This window comes from Microvirgula curvata, assembly GCF_054781615.1.
Window position 1 is genome coordinate 136,029 of the sequence record NZ_BAAGUB010000035.1, and the last position, 21,709, is coordinate 157,737.

Here is a 21,709-nt window from a genome sequence, read left to right on the forward strand (position 1 = left end):
GGGCGCGGACACGGGAATGCCCTGATGCCACGGCGCGCAGGCGGGTTTTCCCGGTAATCCGGTCAGGATTATTGACTTTTCAATCAAGGCATTACTCACCAAACTATGCAAATATTGTAATTTTTTTGCAAAGTGAGCATGTCGACATGGCTGGCAGATTCTCGCTGGAAAACCTGACCGTAAGCCGCAAGCTGGCACTGGGCTTTGGCCTGCTGCTGGCACTGGCCGTGTTGCTGGCCCTGACCGGGCTGTACGGATTGCGCAGTGACGGGCAGTCGCTGACACGCATCAACCGGCTTGGTGCGCTGTTCGACGAGACCGTTTACGCGCGGGAAGCCAACTACGCCTATGCGCTGACGGCGGATCCGGCCCGGCGCGCGGCCCAGGACCAGCATGTGCAGACCCTGCGCCAGGCCCTGATGGCGGTGAGGGCGGAGATCGACAACGGCAGCTGGCCACGGGAAGACCTGGCGGCGATCGATCACCTGCGCGGCGCCCTCGACCGCTATGTCGACGCCCGCCAGCGCGCTCTGGATGCGACCGGTGCCGGTCCGCAGGCGGTCATCCGGCCGAATGCGCTGTTGTCGACGTTGCAGGCCGATATCAACACGCTGTATCTGGCCGAAGAAGCGCGGGCCGCCGTCAGCGTGCATCAGGTGCAGATCGTGCTGCTTGCCGTTACCGCGCTGGCCCTGCTGCTGGGCGGACTGATCGCCTGGCTTATCGGACGCCAGATTACCCGGCCGCTGCAGCAGACGCTGCTGGCCGCCGAGCGCATCGCCAGTGGTGACCTGACGGTGGAGCTGCATAGCCGGCGCACGGATGAGCTCGGGCAGTTGCTGCGCGCCATCGGGCACATGAACGACCGGCTGCGCGAGGTCATCGGCCAGATCCGGGGCGGCTCGCACCAGCTTGCAGCGTCCGCCACCCAGCTGGCCACCATCACCAGCCAGACCCGGGCCGGCATCGACAGCCAGAAGAACGAAACCGGCATGGTGGCGACGGCCATGGGCCAGATGACCGCCAGCGTGCGCGAGGTGGCGCGCAGCGCCGAGGAGGCCGCGCTGGCTGCCCGTCAGGCCGATGACGAGGCCTGCAGCGCGCTGGCCGTATCGCGGCAGGCGGTCACGCAGATCGAGGCACTGGCCGGCGAGGTCGGTCAGTCGGCGGCGTCACTGACCCGCTTGCACCGTGAGAGCGAACGCATTGCCGGCGTGCTCGAGGTGATCAAGGAAGTGGCCGGACAGACCAATCTGCTGGCGCTGAATGCGACCATCGAAGCCGCGCGGGCCGGCGAGGCCGGTCGCGGCATTGCCGTGGTTGCCGACGAGGTGCGCAAGCTGGCGCTGCGCACCCAGCAGTCTTCGGAGGAGATCGATGCGCTGATCACCGGGTTGCAGCACATTACCGAGGAAAGCGCGCGCATGATGCAGGCCAGCGTGGCCCAGACCCGGGCCACGGTGGATGGCGTGCGCAATACCGGCGAGGCCCTGACGACGATCACCCGCCAGGTGGCCGACATCCAGTTGATGAGCACGCAGATTGCCACCGCGGCAGAACAGCAGAGCTGTGTGGCCGAGGAGGTCAACCGCAGCGTCCTGAACGTGCGCGAAACCACCGACCAGTCGGCGCAGGCCAGTGTCGAGATTGCCACTTCCAGCGTCGAACTGGCGCGGCTGGGGACCGATTTGCAGCAACTGGTCGGGCATTTCCGTACCTGATGCGGATGGCGCATGCCACCGGCCCGCGCGAAACGCATGTTGCCGACACGTATGCTAGAATCACGCCGTGCCCGGCTTGATGCCGGGCCATCCGGTTTTCGGGCCTCTAGCTCATGCCTGGTTAGAGCAGCGGACTCATAAAATTTGTGCCATGCGCGTGGAAACTGCGCATGGGATGGTGTCAAATTCGGTGAAACCTAAGCGCAGCGATGCGTATGGCAATGCCGAGCCAAGCTTCAGGTCGAAAGTCCTGTTGAAGGTGTAGAGACTAGACGGCACCCACCTAAGGCGAAAGCTATGGTGAAGGCATAGTCCGGGGAGTGGCGAAAGTCACACAAACCAGAATCCGTTGGTGCCGAGTTCGACTCTCGGGGGGCCCACCAGACAGCAAAGCCAACCTCTGCACGGGGTTGGCTTTCTTTTTTGCGCCGGCGGCAGGTCAGGGGCAGTGGCTTGCGCAGCCCCCGGCCCATCTCCCTGCCCCCGGTACCGACCTTCCTACAGCGCCGCGCGCTGCGTGCCGCGACCGGCCGGGCAGTAGTCGTTGTTCAGAAAGCGCGAACTGTTGATCCACTGCTGCGACGGGTAGTAGGCGAAGACATAGCTGCCCTGCTGCAGCGTGTCGATCAGCGGCTGGGCCACGGCCGGGCGTACGGCCGGGCAGCCCTCGCTGCGGCCGAGGCGGCCGAGGCTGGGGATCACGCTCGGATCGGCATAGGAGGCCGAGTGGATGACGATGCCGCGCGCTTCGCTGTTGCTGTTGATGCCCTGTTCGAGACCGGCCAGCCGCAGCGACTTGCCGTGCTTGCCGTAGTAGGTTTCCCCGGTGCGGTACAGCCCGAGCGAGGTCTGGTAGCTGTTCGGCTGGTTGGAGAAGTCGGTGGCGACGTCGCCGCCGCTGTTCTTGCCGTGGGTGACCCATTCATCGAATACCAGCCGCATGGCGCGCAGGTCGAACACCCACAGCCGCTTTTCGCGCGACGGGCGGGAAAAGTCGATGACGGTCAGGAAGTTCTCCTTGTCGCCCAGGGTGGCATTCGCGCACTTGACCGCGCCCATGGCCAGTTGCAGCACGTTCAGGCTGATGTCCGGCGCCAGTTGCTGCAACTGCTCGGGCGTCGGCAGGCCGCCGGCGGAGGCCTGCAGCGGCAGCAGCAGCAATGAGGCCATGCCGGCCAGGGACAACAGGGTTTTCTTGCAACGACTCAGCGTCATGTTGGCAACGCTCCAGAAAAAGCCAGAAAAAAAACCGCACCCGGTTCAGGGGGCGGACTGGATGGAATCAGCGGGTGGGAACCGGCGTGGCGGCGGCCGGGCTCTCCTCGACTTCATCGGTGGTGATGACGGTCATGTCCTGGCCGCGTCCGCTGTCGCGGGAAGCCGGCCAGTCGGTCACGATCAGCGTGCTGCCGGTGCCGAGGGTGGACAGGATCCTGCTGGCCAGCGCTTCGGGCACATGGACGGTGCCGAGTACGGCGGCCGGGGTGTCGCCGCGCGCCGGCGCGCCGACGCTGACCGTGGACCAGCGCAGGGCCTGCGCGGCCTCGCCGAGGGACATGCCCGGTGTCGGCTGGTTCAGCAGCGTGAAGACCGAAGTGTTGCCGCTGCCGGTACTGTCGTCGAAGCCGACGACGGCCTCGCCGACCTGCTGGCCGTTGCGATAGGCGTACAGGCGCTGGTCGGCACGGCTGACCAGCAGAGACAGCGTGCCGGAAGCCGGGTCGGGATCATTCCAGAACTCGCGCCCCTCGTTCGGTGCGACCGGCTTGCCGTCGACCACGGTCGGTGCCAGCCAGCCCGGGCTGCCGATATTGCTCGGCGCCGACCGGGTGTTGGCGATGATGACCGTGGTCGACTGGAAGCCGGTGACGCTGAACAGCGCCCTGGCGAAATCCATTGGCAGGCGGATGCAGCCGTGCGAGGCCGGATAGCCGGGCAGGTTGCCGGCATGCATGGCAATGCCGTCCCAGGTCAGTCGCTGCATGTACGGCATCGGTGCGCTGTTGTACAGGCTGGAACTGTGGGTCACTTTTTTCTGCAGGATGGTGAACACGCCGGTCGGCGTGTCCTTGCCCGGCTTGCCGGTGCTGACGGTCGACACGCCGATGCTGATGCCGTTGCGATACACATAGGCACGCTGCTCGTCGAGGCTGACAACGATGGTGACCGGACCGTCCGGCGAGAATTCCGGATGCCACAGGAACTGGCCCGGCTTCAGCGCTTCGACCGGTGTCGGCTCGGCCCGGGTGGCCGGCGTCGCGCGTGCGGCATGGGCTGGCACCACGGCGGTCAGTGACAGCGCGGCGATGGCGGACAGGGCCAGGGCCCGGCGGGGAAAGGACCGCGTGCAGCGGCGGGGGGCAGCAATGAGGCAAGACGTCATCTGGAAAAACCATTCCCGATGGAAGTGAAACGAATCAACCCCGCCAGCCGTGCCAGGCAGATTGCCCGACAAAAATACGGCATGAATGAAAGCGCGACGGGATCAGGGGGACAGCGGCGATACTAGCATGATTTATCAGGCGGTTTTTCCTGAACGGCTGGCCGGTCGATCCCCTCGCCATCGGCGTGGCCGGAAGGATATTTCAGTGATCCTGCATCAGGCCGGGCCGGCAATCCTCCCCGGCCGGCCATGGCGCTTGCGGCAATGCAACATAAACGGTCGGGCCGGTGCGCCGCAGTGCGGCCGGCCATGCTAGGCTGGCGCCTTGTTCCTGCCGCCCGATCGTCCGATGTCTGCCGTTTCCGTTCTGCTGATAGCCCTTCTCGCCGCGCTGCTGGGCGCAGTGCCGGTTTTCCTGACCCTGCGCAGCCGCACCGCCCAGGCGCTGGCCGAACAGGAGGCCGACTTCGTGGCCGAACTGGCCGCTGCCCGCGAGCGGGTGACGTCGCGCGAGGCCGAATGCGCACGTCTGCGCGAGGCGCTGCTGAACCGTGACGAGGATCTGGCCGCCAGCCAGGCGGTAATCGACACCCTGCGCATCGAGCATGCGCAGCTGGTCGAGCGGGCATCGCGGCTGCCGCAGCTGGAAGCGCAGCGGGTCGCGGCCGAGCAGGCCCGGGCGACCCGCGAGCAGGATGTCGCCCGGCTGATGGCCGAACTCAGCGAATTGCGGACCCGGCTGGAAGGCGAGCGCAATGCGCACGACGACAAACTGCAGACGCTGAACGATGCCCGCTCGCAGATGGGCGAGCAGTTCAAGAATCTGGCCAACGAGTTGCTGGAGGAAAAGTCGCGTCGCTTTACCGAGCAGAACCAGCAGAACATCGGCGCCTTGCTCGGCCCGCTGAAGGACAAGCTCGGCGAGTTCCAGAAGCAGGTCAGCGACAGCTATGCGCGCGAATCGAAGGAGCGCTTCTCGCTGCAGCAGGAAGTGATGCGGCTGGCCGACCTGAACCGGCAGATCAGCGAGGATGCGGTCAACCTGACCCGTGCGCTGAAGGGCGGCAACAAGACCCAGGGCAACTGGGGCGAAGTGGTGCTGGAAAGCGTGCTGGAGTCGTCCGGGCTGCGCCGGGGCGAGGAATACACCATCCAGGAAAGCTTCAATCGCGAGGATGGCAGCCGCCACCAGCCCGACGTGATCCTGCAACTGCCGGAAGGCAAGCAGATCGTCATCGACAGCAAGGTCAGCCTGAACGCCTACCTGCGCTATACCGAGGCCGACGATGATGCCGGCCGTGCGTTGGCGCTGCGTCAGCATCTCGATTCACTGCACGCCCATATCAAGGGGCTGTCCGGCAAGAACTACCATGACCTGTACCAGCTGAAATCGCTCGATTTCGTGCTGCTGTTCGTGCCGGTCGAACCGGCCTTCATGCTGGCGGTGACCTCGGACCGCAATCTGTTCTCCGATGCCTACCAGCGCAATGTGCTGCTGGTCAGCCCGAGCACGCTGCTGGCAACGCTGCGCACCATCGCCAACCTGTGGCGGCAGGAGCAGCAGACCCGCAATGCCCAGGATATCGCCCGCCAGGCCGGGCAGCTGTACGACAAGTTTGCCGGCTTCGTCGGCGATCTGGACGAGGTCGGTCGCCGGCTGGCGCTGACGCAGAAGTCGTACGATGCCGCCCGCAACAAGCTGGTGGCCGGACGTGGCAATCTGGTGCGCCAGGCCGAGCGCTTGCGCGAGCTGGGCGTCAAGCCGAACAAGACGCTGCCGGCCGGGCTGCTGGAAGCGGCCGATGATGCGAGCGCCGACCTGCCGGCACCGACACCGGACGCGCTCGACGACTGACCCCCGGTTTCTCCATCCCGCGATCTGCCCGGCGCCCGCTTCGCCGGGCAGATCGTCTTTGTGTGTCCCCTCGCTGTAAAAATATCCGCGTGCCGTCAGCTGCGATGCCCGGGCCGACAAACGGTACGCCCTGCGCCGCGCCGGTAAAACGGACCGGCCCGTCATGGTTTTCCATACTCGCGGCATGGGTTTGGCGCGTGCATTTCTGCGCGCCGCACGGACCGTCCGCCGGCATGATCTTGCCTCGTTCTGGCCGGTGGCTTAAAGCGAAAAAAGCGCCGGGCGAGGTGGCCGGCGACGACGATGGCATCCGGTCGCCGACGGCCGGACGACAGGGCTGGCGTGGCAGGGGAGAGACAAATGTCGTGGAAACTGGACAGTGTGACAACGCTGCTGATGGCCGTGCTGATCCTGCTGCTGGGGGCGGCGATCAACCGTCGTGTCGGGCTTCTGGCCCGCTGCAACATTCCCGAGCCGGTAACGGGCGGCATTGTGTTCGTTGCGCTCGTCAGCCTGTTTTTTTCCGTTTCAGGCCACAGCATCGTGCTGGATCCGTCGGCGCGGGGGCCCTTGCTGCTGGCCTTTTTTTCTACCGTCGGGCTCGACTCGGACTGGACGCTGCTGAGGCGTGGCGGGCCGCGCCTGCTGCTGTTCCTGTCGCTGATCGTGCCGTACGTGCTGCTGCAGAACCTGATCGGGCTCGGCCTGGCCTGGGTGTTCGATCTGCCGCCGGCAATGGGGCTGCTGACCGGCTCGATCACCCTGGTTGGCGGCTACGGCAGTGGCGAGGCGTATGCGCAACGCTTTCTTGACCAGTTCAATCTGCAGGGCGCCGAGGAAGTGGCCATGAGCATGGCGACATTCGGGCTGCTGGTCGGCGGGCTGACGGGCGGGCCGGTGGCGCGCTGGCTGATGAAGCGTCACCGGCTGCCAGGTGCCAGCCCGGCAGCCGGCGACCATGAGCGGCCCGACGGTGCGCGGGTGCTGGTCACGCTGGCCCTGGTGCTGGCCTGCGTGGCGGGCGGCCCGGCTGTGGCGCAGCAGTTTGCCGACCGCGCCTTCGAGGTGCCGGCCTTCGTCTGGTGTCTGCTGATCGGTGTGCTGCTGCGCAACACCGGGCCGCGCCTGCATCTGTTCCGCGTGCACGGGCCGACGCTGGAGATGTTGTCGGCGCTGTTTCTGTCCCTGTTCCTGGCCTTGTCGATGCTGTCACTGCAGCGCTGGGCACAGCTCGGGCTGACCTTCCCGCTGCTGCTGATGCTCGTGATCCAGACCGGCGTGGCGACCCTCTACGCGATCCGGGTCTGCTTTCGCTGCATGGGGCAGCAGTACGATGCAGCCGTGCTGTCGGCCGGCTTCTGCGGATTCATGGTCGGATCGACCGCGACCGCCGTGGCCGGCATCCAGGCGGTCACCCGCCACTACGGACCGTCGCCGCTGGCGTTCCTGATCGTGCCGCTGGTTGGCGAGTTCTGCGTCAGCCTGGTCAATGCGCTGGTCCTGACCGGTTTTCTGTCCCTGCCTGCCTTCCGGATGCCATGAAACCCGTCTGCCTGCTTCTGCTCCTGCTGCTGGCCGGCTGTTCGCCGTCACCGCCACCGGCACAACTCGTCCACGATCTGCAGCAGCGGCTTGACCGGGACTTTGGCGAGCGGCGGCTGGTGGTGGAGACGCTGGACCGGCTGGGCAGTGCGCCGGACCGCATGGCTCCCGCGCAGCGGGTGGTCTACTTTCGCGTCGCGCTCCGGCTGGGCCAGCCATACGACTTCGGCGCCTGGCGGACGCACAATGTGGCCCGGCTGGCCGAACTGATCGGCTGCGGTCCGCGCGGGCTGTACGGGGTGCGCGCCGGTGGCAACTGGGCCGGCGATACGCTGCGCGCCTTTGGCCGCATCAGCTATCGCCGTGCCGGCAAGGGCTGGCAGGTCGTGGCCACGCCGGTGGCGGAGAGAGCCATGCCGCCAGCGGGCAGGCCGGTGCCGCCCGACACCGTCGAGCGGCTGACCCATGCGCTGTCGACTGCCGTACATGCGCTGTCCGGGCCGGCGCGACCGGCATCGGACCGCATTGTCGAAGAGGAGCTGGGCTCCGCACTGCAGAATATCGAGAACCGGCTGGCCCGGCTGCAGCAGGGACTTGCCCTGGCCAGCGGCGAACGCGGCGGCGAATACTGGCGCATCGGCGAGGCCATGGCGACCGTGCGTGGCAGCGCACCGGCAGTGGTCAATATCGCCACCAGTGGCAGCGTGGCGAACCTGGAACTGCTGGATGACGGGACGGTCGGCGTCGCCATTGTCCAGGCCGACGTGCTGCTGGCGGCCGCCAGGGGCGAGGGCGTGTTCAGCGGGCGGCGGCCGGATGGCGGGCTGCGCCTGCTGGCGCGGCTGTATCCGGAGGCGGTGCATGTCATCGTGCGTGACGGGTTGCCCGTGTACCGGATCGCCGACCTGCGCCAGCGACGGGTGGCGATCGGTTCGACCGACTCCGGCGCCCGGCAGACGGTGGTGGAAGTGCTGCGCCGGCATGGCCTGACCGCGGCCAATGGACTGAAGGCCGAATCGATGGCGTTGCGCGATGCGCTGACCCTGTTCGCCGCGGGCCGGCTCGATGCCATCATTCACACCATCGGGGTGCCGTCCGCCGATCTGGCCGTGCTGGCGCGCAGCCAGCGCATTCGTCTGCTGCCCCTGGACGACGCGGTGATCGAGGCGATGCGGCGGGACAATCCGGTGTATCTGGCGTTTTCCATTCCGGCCGACAGCTATGACGGGCAGCGGCAGGCAGTGGCGACACTGGCGGTGCCGGCGCTGCTGGTGGCACGCGACACCCTGAGCGGTGATGCGGTGCAACGTGTGCTCGACCTGCTGTACCGGCAGGCGGATTTCGCAGCGCTGGGCAGTCGCCAGGGAGCGTGGATCCCGCGCGATGCCGCCGGGCAGGCCGGCGGACCGGTGCCGATGCATGTGGCCGCCGTGCCGGCCGTCGAAGGGCCGCCATGAAAAAGCGCCCGACGGCGAGAATCCGTCGGGCGCTTTCTGCGTCAGCCAGCTACGCTCAGCCCGGAATCATCCAGGTGAAGTAGTAGGCCTGCAGGTAGGTGATGATGCCGATCACGGTCGCGAACAGCAGGCTGTGCTTGATCGTGAAGCGGAACAGGTCGGATTCCTTGCCGACCAGGCCCACGGCGGCGCAAGCCACGGCGATCGATTGCGGCGAGATCATCTTGCCGGTCACGCCACCGGTGGTGTTGGCGGCGACCAGCAGCGTGTCGTGGACACCGATCTGGTGCGCGGTGGTGGCCTGCAGCGAGCCGAACAGCGCGTTGGACGAGGTATCGGAGCCGGTCAGGAACACGCCCATCCAGCCGAGGAACGGCGAGAAGAACGGGAACGCCGCGCCGGTACCGGCCAGCACCAGGGCCAGCGTCGACGACAGGCCCGAGTAGTTGGCGATAAAGGCGAAGGCCAGCACCATGCCGATCGAGAACACCGGGCGCTTGAGTTCGTTCAGCGTTTCGCCGAAGGTCTTCAGGCCATCGGCCGGCTTCATCTTCAGCACGAGCATCGAGATGAGGGCGGTCAGCAGAATGGCGGTACCGGTGGCGGAGATCACGTCGAATTTGAACACCGCATCCATCGGCTTGGCTTCGGCGACGATCGGCGCGGCCTTGATTACCAGATTGTGCAGGTACGGCATTTCAAACTTGATGGTCAGGCCGGCGAGTACGCCATCCTTGTCGAACAGGGCCTTGAACGGCTTCAGGCTCCAGATGGTCACCACGGCGGTCAGGATGATGAACGGCGACCAGGCCTTGATGACCTGACCCATCGTGTACTGCAGCTTCGGCTTGTCGGCCTTCGGACGGCTGGCGCTACTGCCGCCCAGCGTCGCGGCGCCCCCTGCCGACACCGACATGGTGGCGAAGGAGAAGGTGTTCTTCGGCTGCCAGACCTTCAGGAAGGCGGTCAGGCACACCAGGCTCACCAGGGCGGAGGTGATGTCCGGCAGTTCCGGCCCGAGGTAGGTGGCGGTCAGGAACTGGGTGACGGCGAAGGTGGCGCCTGCCACCAGCACGGCCGGCCAGGTTTCGCGGATGCCCTTGAGGCCGTCCATCATGAACACCAGCCAGAACGGAACCAGCAGCGACAGCAGCGGCAACTGGTGACCGGCCATCTGGCCGATCAGGTGCGGATCGATGCCCGTCACCTTGCCGGCGACGATGATCGGCACGCCCATCGCGCCGAAGGCCACCGGTGCGGTGTTGGCGATCAGGCACAGGCCGGCGGCGTACAGCGGGTTGAAGCCCAGGCCGACCAGCAGCGCGGCGGTGATGGCCACCGGTGCGCCGAAGCCCGCCGCGCCTTCCAGGAAGGCGCCGAACGAGAAGCCGACCAGAATCATCTGCAGCCGCTGGTCATCGGTGATCGATACCACCGACGCGCGGATGATCTCGAACTGACCGGTCTTGACCGTGATCTTGTACAGGAACACGGCCGTGATGATGATCCACGAAATCGGCCACAGGCCGTAGAGGAAGCCGTAGCCGATCGAGGCCAGCGCCATGCCGACCGGCATGTTGTAGGCGAAAATCGCCACGGCCAGAGCGATCAGCGTGGTCAGGGTGGCGGCGATGTGCCCCTTCATGCGCAGTACCGCCAGCGCGATGAAGAAGAACACGATCGGCAGCACGGCGACGGCGGCCGAAAGGCCGAGGCTGCCGAGCGGCTCGTAGATTTGCGTCCAGGTCTGCATCTTGAAAATTTCTCCCTGGCTGCGGGGCAGGGCCGCGCAGCGCAGTCATTTGGTCATTTAAGTCGTTGAAGCCGCCTGTTGTGATCTTGTGTGGCGGCAGTCGACGTGTTCGTCATCGGGTGACGTCGTCAGCGGCTGTCCGGGTATGACTCTGATGCCATATGGCAGTGTTCTCCTTTGTAGGTCGTGTAGTGGCGGGGCGCGAGGCCTCTTGTTATCGTCAGGCAGGGAGAGTATCGGTCTGCCGTGTACAGCTGCACTGGTCGAGCAGTGCTTCGATGCTCTGGTATTCGATGTCGCCGTGCGCCGTCAGTCCGATCTGGCAGGTACGACTCATCGACACGCCGGAATCACAGCCGCCAATGGCCGGCTTCAGCCGTTTCAGGCTGTTGGCGTTCAGTTCCGGGGTGGTGAAACCCTTGTCACCGGCAAAACCGCAGCAGGCGATGTCCGGCACGGTCACCCGCTCGGCGCACTGCCGGGCCAGCGCCACCAGCTGAGGGCCGACCCCCATCTTGCTGGCGTTGCACGGTACGTGGACCGCCAGGCTGGCGACCCTGTGCGGGAAGTCCAGCTTTGGTACCACGAACTCGGTCAGGAAGCTGGCGGCGTCGTACAGCTTCAGTCGCGGGTCGACCAGGCCGGCTTTCTGCGCATCGAGCAGGCGCAGCGCGCACGGTCCGTTGTCGACATAGACCGGAATTTCGCCATTGCGTGACGCGGCCAGCAGCGCGGCATTGGTGTCGGCGCTGGCACGGTTGGCGGCCTGGGTGGCGTTCTTGGAATCGAAGGGCTGGCCGCAGCACAGGCTGGCCAGCTGCTCGGGGTAGATCGCGCGCAGGCCGGCCTTGGCGAACAGGCTGACGGTGCTGGCGGCCACGCTGTCGCGACCGTGGCTACCCTCGGCCAGGGTGCGGTTCACGCAGCTGACGAAGTACACGACCGGCTCACCATGCGCGGCCGGGGCCGGCAGGGCGGCGGCGGGGCGCGGCGTCGACGCCGGCAGGATCGGGATGGTCGGGAACAGCTTGTGCGCCAGCCGGGTGGCGCCGATGGCAGTGTCGTCGCCAAGCACGCTGCGGGCGGCATGGAAGGCGCCGAGCCCGGTACGGGCGGCAGCGGTCAGCGTGCGCATGTGGGTGGCCGACCAGGTCGCCATGCCCGGACTGCGCGTCGGTCCCTTGAGCTTTTTCATCAGCTCGCCGGTGTTGATGCCGACCGGGCAGCGGGTCGCGCACATGCCGGTCGCGGCGCAGGTGTCGATGCCGTAATACGGGTAGTCGCGCTCGAAGGCTTCCAGCCGTTCGGCGTCGGCGCCGCTGCGGCGCAGGTCGTTGATCGCCCGCCACAGCACGATGCGCTGGCGTGGCGTCAGTGACAGGCCGTTGCTCGGACAGGCCGGTTCGCAGAAGCCGCATTCGATGCAGCGGTCGACCAGCGGGTCGGCGGCCGGCATCGCCTTCAGGTTCTGCAGGTGGACCTGCTCGTTGGCGCTGATGATCACGTCCGGGTTCAGTACGCCATGCGGATCGAACAGGCGCTTGATGGTCAGCATGATGTCGTAGGCATCGCCGCCCCACTCCAGCCTGACGAACGGGGCAACGTTGCGGCCGGTGCCGTGCTCGGCCTTCAGCGACCCGCCGAATTCGACCGCAACCAGTTCGCTGACCGCGTCCATAAAGTCGCTGTAGCGGCGGACTTCGTCAGCGGTGTCGAAACTCGGGGTGAAGACGAAGTGCAGATTGCCTTCCAGCGCATGGCCGAACAGCAGCGCCTCGTGATAGCCATAGCGCTCGAACAGCACGTTGAGCCGGCGCACGCCATCGGCCAGGTGCTCGATCGGGAAGGCGACATCCTCGATCACCACCGTGGTGCCGACCGGGCGTACCGCGCCGACCGCCGGGAACAGCCCGGAACGCACCGACCAGTAGATGGCGGTGACGCCGGCATCAGTGGCGAAACCGCTTTCCGCCGCCGGGGTAAATCCGGCCACCAGCCCGTTGATGGCCGCGCACTGGTCGGCGAGGATGGCGGCGCTCGGCGCGCGGGTTTCGATCAGCAGCGCGGCGGCTGCATCGGGAATCTCGCCGTAGAGGAAGTCCGGCAGACCGGCCTTGTCCTGCACGGCGCGGATGCTCTTGGCGTCGATCAGCTCGACCGCGTCGACCGGCGCCTGCTCGCGCAGCGCCGTCACCGCACGGCAGCAGGCATCGAGATCGTGGAACAGGGTCAGCGAGCTGGCCTTGTGCGGATGATCCGGCACGGTGTCGTAAGTGATGCTGCTGATAAAGGCCAGCGTGCCTTCCGAGCCGATCATCAGGTGGGCCAGCATGTCGACCGGGTCATCAAAGTCGACCAGGGCGTTGATGCCGTAGCCGGTGGTGTTCTTCAGCCGGTACTTGTGGCGGATCTTCTGTTCCAGCGCCGGGTTGGCGCGGATGTCGGCCGCCAGCTGCGCCAGCCCGGCCAGCAGGACGGCATGCGATTCGCGGAAGGCCGCAACGCTGAGGGCGTCGCCGGTGTCCAGCACGGCACCGTCCGGCAGCACGACCCGGATTGCCGACAGCGTGTGGTAGCCATTCTGCTTGGTGCCGCAGCACATGCCGCTGGAGTTGTTGGCCGCCATGCCGCCAATCTTTGCGGTGGCGATCGATGCCGGGTCCGGGCCGATCTTGCGGCCCAGCGGCGCCAGGGTGTTGTTCGCGTGCTGACCGATCACGCCCGGTTGCAGCCGGATGCGCGCGCCGCCATCGAGGATCTGCTGGCCGTTCCAGTTGTCGCCCAGCGTGACCAGCACCGAGTCGCTGACCGCCTGACCGGACAGCGAGGTACCGGCGGCGCGGAAGGTGACGGCCACGCCAGCCGCATGCGCCTCGCGCAGCACGGTGCGGATTTCGCTTTCGCTTTCGGCGCGGATGACGATCTTCGGCACCAGCCGGTAAAAGCTGCCGTCGGTCCCGTAGGCCAGGGTGCGGGTCGGGTCGGTAATCAGCCGTTCGTCGGGGATCGACTGGCGGACGGCGGTGTAAAACGCCTGATGCGAGGCGGACATCATCGGATCGGCTTCCTTAACGACGGTTGGCCATGCGCTCGGACAGGGTCCGGGCAGCGGGCTTCAGCGGAACGTGGTTCTGGGTCCAGCCCAGCTGCTTTGCCGGCGTCAGCATGCGGAAACGGGTCGCCAGCCAGCTGAACACCCGGTAGCGGGCGGGACTGGTGAGAATGAAGCGCCACAGGCGCCAGGCGGCGAGCTGGCGCGTATCGCGCCCTGCGCCCTGGCCGCGCAGCGGATGGGCCGGGTGCTCGTGCGGATCGCGGATGGCCTCGGTGCGCAGGCGGATCAGCAGGTCGGGAATCGGAATCCGGACCGGGCAGACCTCGCCACAGGCGCCGCACAGGCTGGAGGCGGTCGGCAGGCTGGCGGTCGCTTCCAGGCCGAGCAGGTGCGGCGAAATGATTTCGCCGATCGGACCCGGGTACACCGTGCCGTAGGCGTGACCGCCGACGCGGGCGTAGACCGGGCAGTGATTCATGCACGCGCCGCAGCGGATGCACTGCAGCGTCTTGCGCAGCTGTTCGTCGGCGTAGGCCTGGCTGCGGCCGTTGTCGAGCAGCACCAGGTGGACTTCTTCCGGGCCGTCGAGCTCGCCGGGCTTGCGCGGGCCGGAGATCATGTTGAAGTAGGTGGTCACCGGCTGGCCGGTGGCGGAGCGGGTCAGCAGCGTATACAGCGGCGGCACGTCGGCCAGCAGCTCGACCACTTTTTCGATGCCGGTGATGGCGATGTGCATCGGCGGCACCGTCGTGCACATGCGGCCATTGCCTTCGTTCTCGACCAGACACAGCGTGCCGGTCTCGGCCACGGCGAAGTTCACCCCGGAAATGCCGGCGTCGGCGCTGACATACTTGTCGCGCAGCACATGGCGGCCGATCTGGATCAGTTCGTCGACGTCAGTGGTATACGGGGTGTCGGGAATGTGTTCATGGAACAGGCCGGCAATCTGCTCTTTGGTCTTGTGGATCGCCGGCATGATGATGTGGCTGGGCTTTTCGCCGGCAAGCTGGACGATGTACTCGCCCATGTCGGATTCGATCGCCTCGATGCCGTGTTCGGCCAGATGATGGTTGAGCTCGGTTTCCTCGCTGACCATCGACTTGCCCTTGACCGCCAGCTTGCCGCCACGGCGGGCGATCAGGCCCTGGATGATCGAGTTCGCTTCTTCCGGCGTTTCCGCCCAGTGCACCTGGACGCCGTTGCGGGTCAGGTTGGCTTCCAGCGTTTCCAGCAGTTCGGGCAGTTTGGCCAGGCAGCGCTGGCGGATGGCTTCGCCCAGCGTGCGCAGCTGCTGCAGCTCGGCCTCGTCCGGGAACATGGCCGCGCGCTTGCTCATCAGGAAGTCCATCGCACCACGGAAACTCTGGCGCAACAGCGGATCGTTCACCGCCTCGTGCGAACGTGAACGGAAGGCGGTGCCGGGATAGACCGTAATCGGCTGGGCGTTCATTGCGCGGTTCCTTCCACGTCGTTGACGGAAACGTCAGTCGGCAGCACGCACAATACAATCAGTTCGCGCGGACCATGGGCGCCGTAGGCGACGGTCTGCTGGATGTCCGAGGTCTTGGACGGACCGGAGATCAGCAGCGAGTTGGTCGGCAGGCCGTTTTTCCAGCCTTCGACCTGCATGGCCTGGTACAGGGTGTCGTACATGCGGCTGGCGTCGAACAGCGCGATATGGACCGGTGGCACCAGACTCATGGTGCGCGGCTCGTCCGGCGTCGGCCAGGCGATCAGGCTGCCGGTACTGCAGATGCCGGCGCGCACGCTGGTGAAGCCGGCATCGACCTCGTTGAACAGTTCGGCCTTCCATTCGTCGATGGCGCGGTCGTAACCGTGCATGCGCGGCGGCTTCGGCTGTGCGGCGAGGGTGTCCATCGCCCGTTTGCCGTGCGCCGTCGCCGGTGCCAGCAGCAGGCGGCCGATCTGTTTGTCGCTGACTACGCGCACCAGTGCGGCGTCCCAGTCCGGTTCGCGGCAGAACACCACCTCGGTGCGCACGGCACGCATCATCATCGCCCATTCGGCAATCATCGCCGTCAGCGGGCGTTGCAGGCGGGCGGCGTAGAACGCCGCAATATCGGGTTCGACCGCTGCGGCTGCCGGGGCGGCGCGCAGCTTGCCGAGAATGCTGTTGCGTGCGCTCATGCCTTGCCTCCGGTGCGTTCGAGCAGGAAGGTGGCCAGGTGCTTGCCGTTGAACGGGGCATTGTCCTTGCACAGCTTGCCGTTGATGTTCATCAGACAGCCGGCGTCGGCGGTGACGAACTCGGTGGCGCCGCTCTGCTGCAGCGAGGCGGCCTTGTCCTCGACCATCGCGCCGGCGATATCCGGGTGACGGATGCTGAAGGTACCGCCGAAGCCGCAGCATTCCGACTCATGGCCATGGACCACGCGCTCGACGTTGGCGAGGCGGTCGACCAGCGCCCAGCTGTTCAGGTGGGTGCCCATCTCGCGGCGCGCACTGCAGGAGGTGTGGACCGCGACTTTTGCCGGCGCGCCCTGGTCCTGCGGATGCCAGTCGAGCACATTGAGCAGGAAATCGGACAGCTCGACCACGCGGGCCGACAGCGTACAGGCCAGGGCCTCGTCGCGGTCGCCGGCGAACAGCGTTGGCCAGTGATGCCTGATCATGCCGCCACAGGAACCGGACGGCACCACGATCGGCCAGTCCTGCGGAAACAGCCCCAGCTGCGCCCGGGCCACTTCGCGCGCCTCGTCCGGCACCCCGGTGGTGTAGGCCGGCTGTCCGCAGCAGCTCTGGCCCTGCGGATAGTGGACCCGGATGCCTTCGCGCTCGAGCAGGGCGACGGCATCGACGCCGGCATCCGGCAGGAACAGGTCCAGCAGGCAGGTGCCGAAGAAATACACGTCCTGCGGCCGGGGACAGCTTGCCGTCATGATAGGTTCCTCTGTGGTTGGCTAATTGGTATGACCAATTATTTATTCTGGTTTGGCAATCTATTAAGATTCGCAGGGTCTTGTCAATCGGGATCTACCCCATTTGGCAGTGAATAAGTTATTGTTTATGTAAAGGTAAGACCAATTTCAATGTCCCTCGTCGGGGTGCGGATATGTCGTTACAATGCGCCACCACGCGACGGGCGTCGGACCGACTGGTCGGCTTCGCGCCGCCTGTGGCTGAAAATGCGAGAAAAAATGAGTCATCTGCCCATCAACGTGCCCCGGCTGGCCGATGCGATCGTGCGCGAGCTGGAGGCCAGCATCCTCGATGGCGTGTACAAGCCCGGTGATCGTCTGCCGCCGGAACGGCAACTCGCCGACGAGTTCGGCGTATCGCGCGCTTCGTTGCGCGAAGCCATCAAGCAACTGTCTGCGCGCGGCATGGTCGACAGCCGGCAGGGCGGCGGCACTTTTGTGACCGACCGGCTGGAGCGCAGTTTCAGCGGCCCGTGGGAAGAGCTGCTTGGCCAGCATGTCGATCTGCGCGACGACGTGCTGGAGTTCCGGCGCATGCTCGAAGGCGAAGTCGCCGCGCTGGCGGCGGTGCGGGCGACCGATGCCGACCGGACCCGGCTGGCGCAGCTGTTCGCCGAGCTGGAAGCCAGCTACGCGACCGGTGACCTGGTGCTGCAGTCGACGGCCGACGTCGCCTTCCACAGTGCGCTGGCCGATGCGGCGCACAATGTGCTGCTCGCCCACCTGACCACCAGCCTGCTCGGCATGCTGCAAAGCAATATCCACGACAACATCGCCAATCTGTTCAATATCAAGCCGGTGGCCAGCGATCTGCTGGCCCAGCACCGGGCGATCTGGCATGCGATCGACGGCCGGGACCCGGCCCGTGCCCGCGCTGCGGCAGAGACGCATCTGGACTTTGTCGCCAATACCCTGGCGGCGATGCGGGTCGAGGCGCGCCGGGTCGAGCGGGCGACGCGGCGTCTGGCCGCGCAGTGACTGCTGCAGCGTGAGTGGCGCCTGCGGGGCAGGCCGCTGCTTTACTTGTCCGTTCCCGGTGGCGGAATTCCCGGCTGTCCAGACCATCGGGGACCTCCTTTTGCCATGCCCGCCATGGGCAGACCGCATGCCATAGCTCTTTCGGTCTAGTCCCGTTTAGTTCTCTTGCCTTGGCCCGGACCACCGTCCGGCCAGTTATCGCTGGCGCCCGGCCCGCGTAGCCTTCTGTTCGTCATCAAAGTCATTGGACGGCCTGCTGTGGCGGTGTCGTTCGGCGAATGCGCACGGAGGCAAGATGAGTCACTTTCTCGACCGGCTGAAGTTCCTCAGCAAAACAAAAAGCACCTTTTCCAATGGTCACGGCGCCGTCGTCGACGAAGACCGGACCTGGGAAAACGGATATCGCAGCCGCTGGCAGCACGACAAGATCGTGCGCTCGACCCATGGCGTGAACTGCACCGGCTCCTGTTCGTGGAAGGTATACGTCAAGAACGGCCTGATTACCTGGGAAACCCAGCAGACCGACTACCCGCGTACCCGTCCCGACCTGCCGAACCATGAGCCGCGCGGCTGTCCGCGCGGTGCGTCGTATTCCTGGTATGTGTACTCGGCACAACGGGTCAAGCACCCGATGATCCGTGGTCGCCTGGCGCGACTGTGGCGCGAGGCACGCAAGACCATGGGACCGATCGAAGCCTGGGAGGCGATCAGCCAGGACCCGGCCAAGAGCAAGACCTACAAGCAGGTACGCGGCCTGGGTGGCTTCGTGCGCTCGAACTGGGAAGAAACCAACGAGATCATCGCTGCCGCCAACGCGTTTACCGTCAAGCGCTTCGGTCCTGACCGGGTGATCGGCTTCTCGCCGATTCCGGCCATGTCGATGGTGTCGTATGCGTCCGGTTCGCGTTACCTGTCGCTGATCGGCGGCGTGCCGCTGTCGTTCTACGACTGGTACTGCGACCTGCCGCCGGCCAGCCCGCAGGTCTGGGGCGAGCAGACCGACGTGGCCGAATCGGCCGACTGGTACAACAGTACCTACCTGATGGTCTGGGGTTCCAACGTTCCGATGACGCGGACGCCGGATGCGCACTTCTATACCGAAGTCCGCTACAAGGGCACCAAGACGGTCGCCGTCAGCTCCGACTTCGGCGAAATGGTCAAATTCGGCGACATCTGGCTGGCGCCGAAGCAGGGCACCGACGCCGCGCTGGCGCTGGCAATGGGCCATGTGGTGCTGAACGAATTCCACAAGACCGGCAAGAGCGAATATTTCCGCGATTACGGCAAGCAGTACACCGACTTCCCGATGCTGGTCCGCATCGAGGAAAAGGACGGCAAACTGATCCCGGGATACTTCCTGCGCGCGTCGAATCTGGACGGCAACCTGGGCGAGGACAACAACCCGGAATGGAAGACGCTGTGCTTTGACGAGCGCAGCGGCGAAATCGTCGCGCCGAACGGCTCGATCGGTTTCCGCTGGGGCGAAAGCGGCGACAAGGTCGGCCGCTGGAACCTGGAAATGAAGGACGGCGGCACGCCGCGCGATATCGATCCGCTGCTGTCGCTGGAACACGGCCGCGACGACATGGTGGCGGTGTCCTTCCCGTATTTCGGCAGCGAACACGACGAGATGCTCGACCGCAATGTGCCGGTGCGCAAGCTGCGCCTGGCCGATGGCGAAGAAGCGCTGGTCGCGACCGTCTATGACCTGATGCTGGCCAACTATGGCATCGACCGCGGCTTTGGCGGCGGCAATGTCGCGCTGAGCTATCAGGACGACGTACCGTACACCCCGGCCTGGCAGAAAAAGCATACCGGTGTCGATCCGCAACTGGTGATCCAGGTGGCGCGGGAGTTCGCCGACAACGCCGATCGCACCCATGGCAAGAGCATGGTCATCGTTGGCGCCGGTCTGAACCACTGGTACCACATGGACATGACCTACCGCGGCATCATCAACCTGCTGGTGATGTGCGGTTGCGTCGGCCAGTCCGGTGGCGGCTGGGCCCACTATGTCGGCCAGGAAAAGCTGCGCCCGCAGACCGGCTGGGCCCCGCTGGCGTTCGGCGCCGACTGGCACCGTCCGTCGCGGCAGATGAACGGCACCAGCTTCTTCTATGCCCATACCGGCCAGTGGCGGCACGAAAAACTCGGCGTGAATGAAATCCTTGCGCCGACCGCCGGTGGCGAGATGCAGTCGATGACACTGATCGACTACAACGCCAAGGCCGAACGCATGGGCTGGCTGCCGAGTGCGCCGCAGTTGTCCGCCAACCCGCTCGACGTGACTGCCGCCGCCGAGGCCGCCGGTCGCGACCCGATCGCGTATGCGGTCGACCGGCTCAAGAACGGCAGCCTGGACATGGCCTGCCATGATCCGGACGATCCGCAGAACTTCCCGCGCAACCTGTTTGTCTGGCGCTCGAACATTCTCGGTTCCAGCGGCAAGGGGCACGAGTATTTCCTGAAGTATCTGCTCGGTACGCAGAACGCGGTGCTCAGCAACGAGGCCGACTGCATCAAGCCGCACGACATCAAGGTCCGCCCGGCGCCGGAAGGCAAGCTCGACCTGCTGGTGGTGCTCGACTTCCGCATGTCGACCACCTGTCTGTACGCCGACATCGTGCTGCCGACCGCTACCTGGTACGAGAAGGACGATCTGAACACGTCCGACATGCACCCGTTCATCCATCCGCTGTCGGAAGCAGTGCAGCCGCTGTGGCAGTCGAAGAGCGACTGGGAAATCTACAAGGGCATCGCCGCCAAGTTCAGCGAACTGGCCGGTGACTATATCGGTACCCGCAAGGATCTGGTGCTGACGCCGCTGATGCACGACACGCCGCAGGAACTGGGCCAGGCCTTCGATCCGAAGGACTGGAAGCTCGGCGAGTGCGAACCGGTGCCGGGCAAGACCATGCCGGCGATGACGGTGGTCGAGCGCAACTACGGCGACATCCACCGCAAGTTCACCTCCATCGGCCCGTTGCTGGAGAAGGTCGGCAACGGCGGCAAGGGCATTGCCTGGAAGACCGGTCACGAGATCGACATCCTGCGCGGCATCAACAAGACCGTGACCGAGCCGGGTGTGTCGCAAGGCCAGCCGCGGCTGGATACGGCCATCGACGCCGCCGAGATGATTCTGTCGCTGGCGCCGGAAACCAACGGCCATGTCGCGGTCAAGGCCTGGGATGCGCTGAGCAAGATCACCGGTCGCGACCATACCCACCTGGCCATCGGTCGCGAACACGATTCGATCCGCTTCCGCGATGTGCAGGCACAGCCGCGCAAGATCATCTCGTCGCCGACCTGGTCCGGTCTGGAAAGCGAGGAGGTCAGCTACAACGCCGGCTATACCAACGTCCACGAGTACATCCCGTGGCGCACGCTGACCGGTCGCCAGCAGTTCTACCAGGATCACAAGTGGATGCGTGATTTCGGCGAGGGCTTCTGCGTCTACAAGCCGGCCATCGACCTGAAGACCACGCGTTCGGTGCTGGGCCAGCATGGCAACGGCAATCCGGAGATCGTGCTGAACTTCATCACGCCGCACCAGAAGTGGGGCATCCACAGCACCTACTCCGACAACCTGCGCATGCTGACGCTGTCGCGCGGTGGCCCGCACGTGTGGGTGTCCGAGGTCGATGCGCGCAAGGCCGGCATCGTCGACAACGACTGGATCGAGGTGTTCAACGCCAACGGCACGCTGACGGCCCGTGCGGTGGTGAGCCAGCGCGTGCCGGAAGGCATGACGCTGATGTACCACGCCCAGGAAAAGATCGTGAACGTGCCGGGGGCGGAGGTCAGCGGCAAGCGTGGCGGCATTCACAACTCGGTGACGCGCACGGTGACCAAGCCGACGCACATGATCGGTGGCTATGCCCAGCTCAGCTACGGCTTCAACTACTACGGCACGGTCGGCGCCAACCGCGACGAGTTTGTCGTGGTGCGCAAGATGAAGAATGTCGACTGGCTGGAAGGCCCGCTCAAGGAAGAGGCCTGACCGCCGCCTGATCGCGACTAGTTCTT

13 protein-coding genes are annotated in these 21,709 nt (G+C 65.8%); 6 read left to right on the top strand and 7 right to left on the bottom strand.

The window, feature by feature from the left end:
- Positions 1-146 precede the first annotated feature (146 nt).
- Positions 147-1,721 (top strand): methyl-accepting chemotaxis protein, encoded by a 1,575-nt coding sequence (locus ACYVG8_RS15610; protein ID WP_460746244.1) that lies wholly within the window; start codon positions 147-149, stop codon positions 1,719-1,721.
- Between the two features lie 498 nt (positions 1,722-2,219).
- Here ACYVG8_RS15610 and ACYVG8_RS15615 read toward each other — a convergent pair whose 3' ends face one another.
- Together ACYVG8_RS15615 and ACYVG8_RS15620 are read right to left on the bottom strand one after the other, a co-directional pair.
- Positions 2,220-2,936, bottom strand: a complete 717-nt coding sequence (locus tag ACYVG8_RS15615) for a murein L,D-transpeptidase catalytic domain family protein (protein WP_028498080.1) — start codon at positions 2,934-2,936, stop codon at positions 2,220-2,222.
- 67 nt (positions 2,937-3,003) lie between these two features.
- Complete coding sequence (locus tag ACYVG8_RS15620; RefSeq protein ID WP_051528637.1) at positions 3,004-4,104, bottom strand: L,D-transpeptidase; 1,101 nt, start codon at positions 4,102-4,104, stop codon at positions 3,004-3,006.
- Positions 4,105-4,453: 349 nt separating this feature from the next.
- On the opposite strand from ACYVG8_RS15620, the gene ACYVG8_RS15625 reads away from it, so the two are divergent.
- The 3 genes from ACYVG8_RS15625 (at position 4,454) to ACYVG8_RS15635 (ending at position 8,958) form a co-directional block, all read left to right on the top strand.
- Positions 4,454-5,959, top strand: coding sequence for a DNA recombination protein RmuC (locus ACYVG8_RS15625; protein ID WP_028498078.1), 1,506 nt, complete (start codon positions 4,454-4,456; stop codon positions 5,957-5,959).
- A gap of 360 nt (positions 5,960-6,319) precedes the next feature.
- The gene (gltS, locus tag ACYVG8_RS15630; RefSeq protein WP_460746246.1) at positions 6,320-7,501 is read left to right on the top strand and encodes a sodium/glutamate symporter; all 1,182 of its coding nucleotides are present in this window, start codon (positions 6,320-6,322) and stop codon (positions 7,499-7,501) included.
- Complete coding sequence (locus ACYVG8_RS15635) at positions 7,498-8,958, top strand: TAXI family TRAP transporter solute-binding subunit (protein WP_107888817.1); 1,461 nt, start codon at positions 7,498-7,500, stop codon at positions 8,956-8,958. The genes gltS and ACYVG8_RS15635 overlap by 4 nt, the downstream gene beginning before the upstream one ends.
- A gap of 55 nt (positions 8,959-9,013) precedes the next feature.
- On the opposite strand, the gene ACYVG8_RS15640 is transcribed toward ACYVG8_RS15635, so the two are convergent.
- From ACYVG8_RS15640 to ACYVG8_RS15660, 5 genes are all read right to left on the bottom strand, one after another.
- The gene (locus ACYVG8_RS15640) at positions 9,014-10,711 is read right to left on the bottom strand and encodes a lactate permease LctP family transporter (protein ID WP_028498075.1); all 1,698 of its coding nucleotides are present in this window, start codon (positions 10,709-10,711) and stop codon (positions 9,014-9,016) included.
- A gap of 220 nt (positions 10,712-10,931) precedes the next feature.
- The gene (locus tag ACYVG8_RS15645; protein ID WP_460746247.1) at positions 10,932-13,766 is read right to left on the bottom strand and encodes an FAD-binding and (Fe-S)-binding domain-containing protein; all 2,835 of its coding nucleotides are present in this window, start codon (positions 13,764-13,766) and stop codon (positions 10,932-10,934) included.
- A gap of 13 nt (positions 13,767-13,779) precedes the next feature.
- Complete coding sequence (locus ACYVG8_RS15650) at positions 13,780-15,216, bottom strand: LutB/LldF family L-lactate oxidation iron-sulfur protein (protein ID WP_028498073.1); 1,437 nt, start codon at positions 15,214-15,216, stop codon at positions 13,780-13,782.
- Positions 15,213-15,914: a LutC/YkgG family protein gene (locus tag ACYVG8_RS15655; RefSeq protein WP_028498072.1), complete on the bottom strand. Its 702-nt coding sequence runs from the start codon at positions 15,912-15,914 to the stop codon at positions 15,213-15,215. The genes ACYVG8_RS15650 and ACYVG8_RS15655 overlap by 4 nt, the downstream gene beginning before the upstream one ends.
- On the bottom strand, positions 15,911-16,666 hold the full coding sequence (locus ACYVG8_RS15660) for a (Fe-S)-binding protein (protein ID WP_028498071.1): 756 nt from the start codon (positions 16,664-16,666) through the stop codon (positions 15,911-15,913). Before ACYVG8_RS15660 ends, ACYVG8_RS15655 begins: the two co-directional genes overlap by 4 nt.
- A gap of 258 nt (positions 16,667-16,924) precedes the next feature.
- Between ACYVG8_RS15660 and ACYVG8_RS15665 the strand changes: the two genes are divergently transcribed.
- A complete protein-coding gene (locus tag ACYVG8_RS15665) occupies positions 16,925-17,683 on the top strand; it encodes an FCD domain-containing protein (RefSeq protein ID WP_028498070.1) in 759 nt (252 codons plus the stop codon).
- 295 nt (positions 17,684-17,978) lie between these two features.
- A complete protein-coding gene (locus tag ACYVG8_RS15670) occupies positions 17,979-21,683 on the top strand; it encodes a nitrate reductase subunit alpha (RefSeq protein ID WP_460746249.1) in 3,705 nt (1,234 codons plus the stop codon).
- Positions 21,684-21,709: the final 26 nt, after the last annotated feature.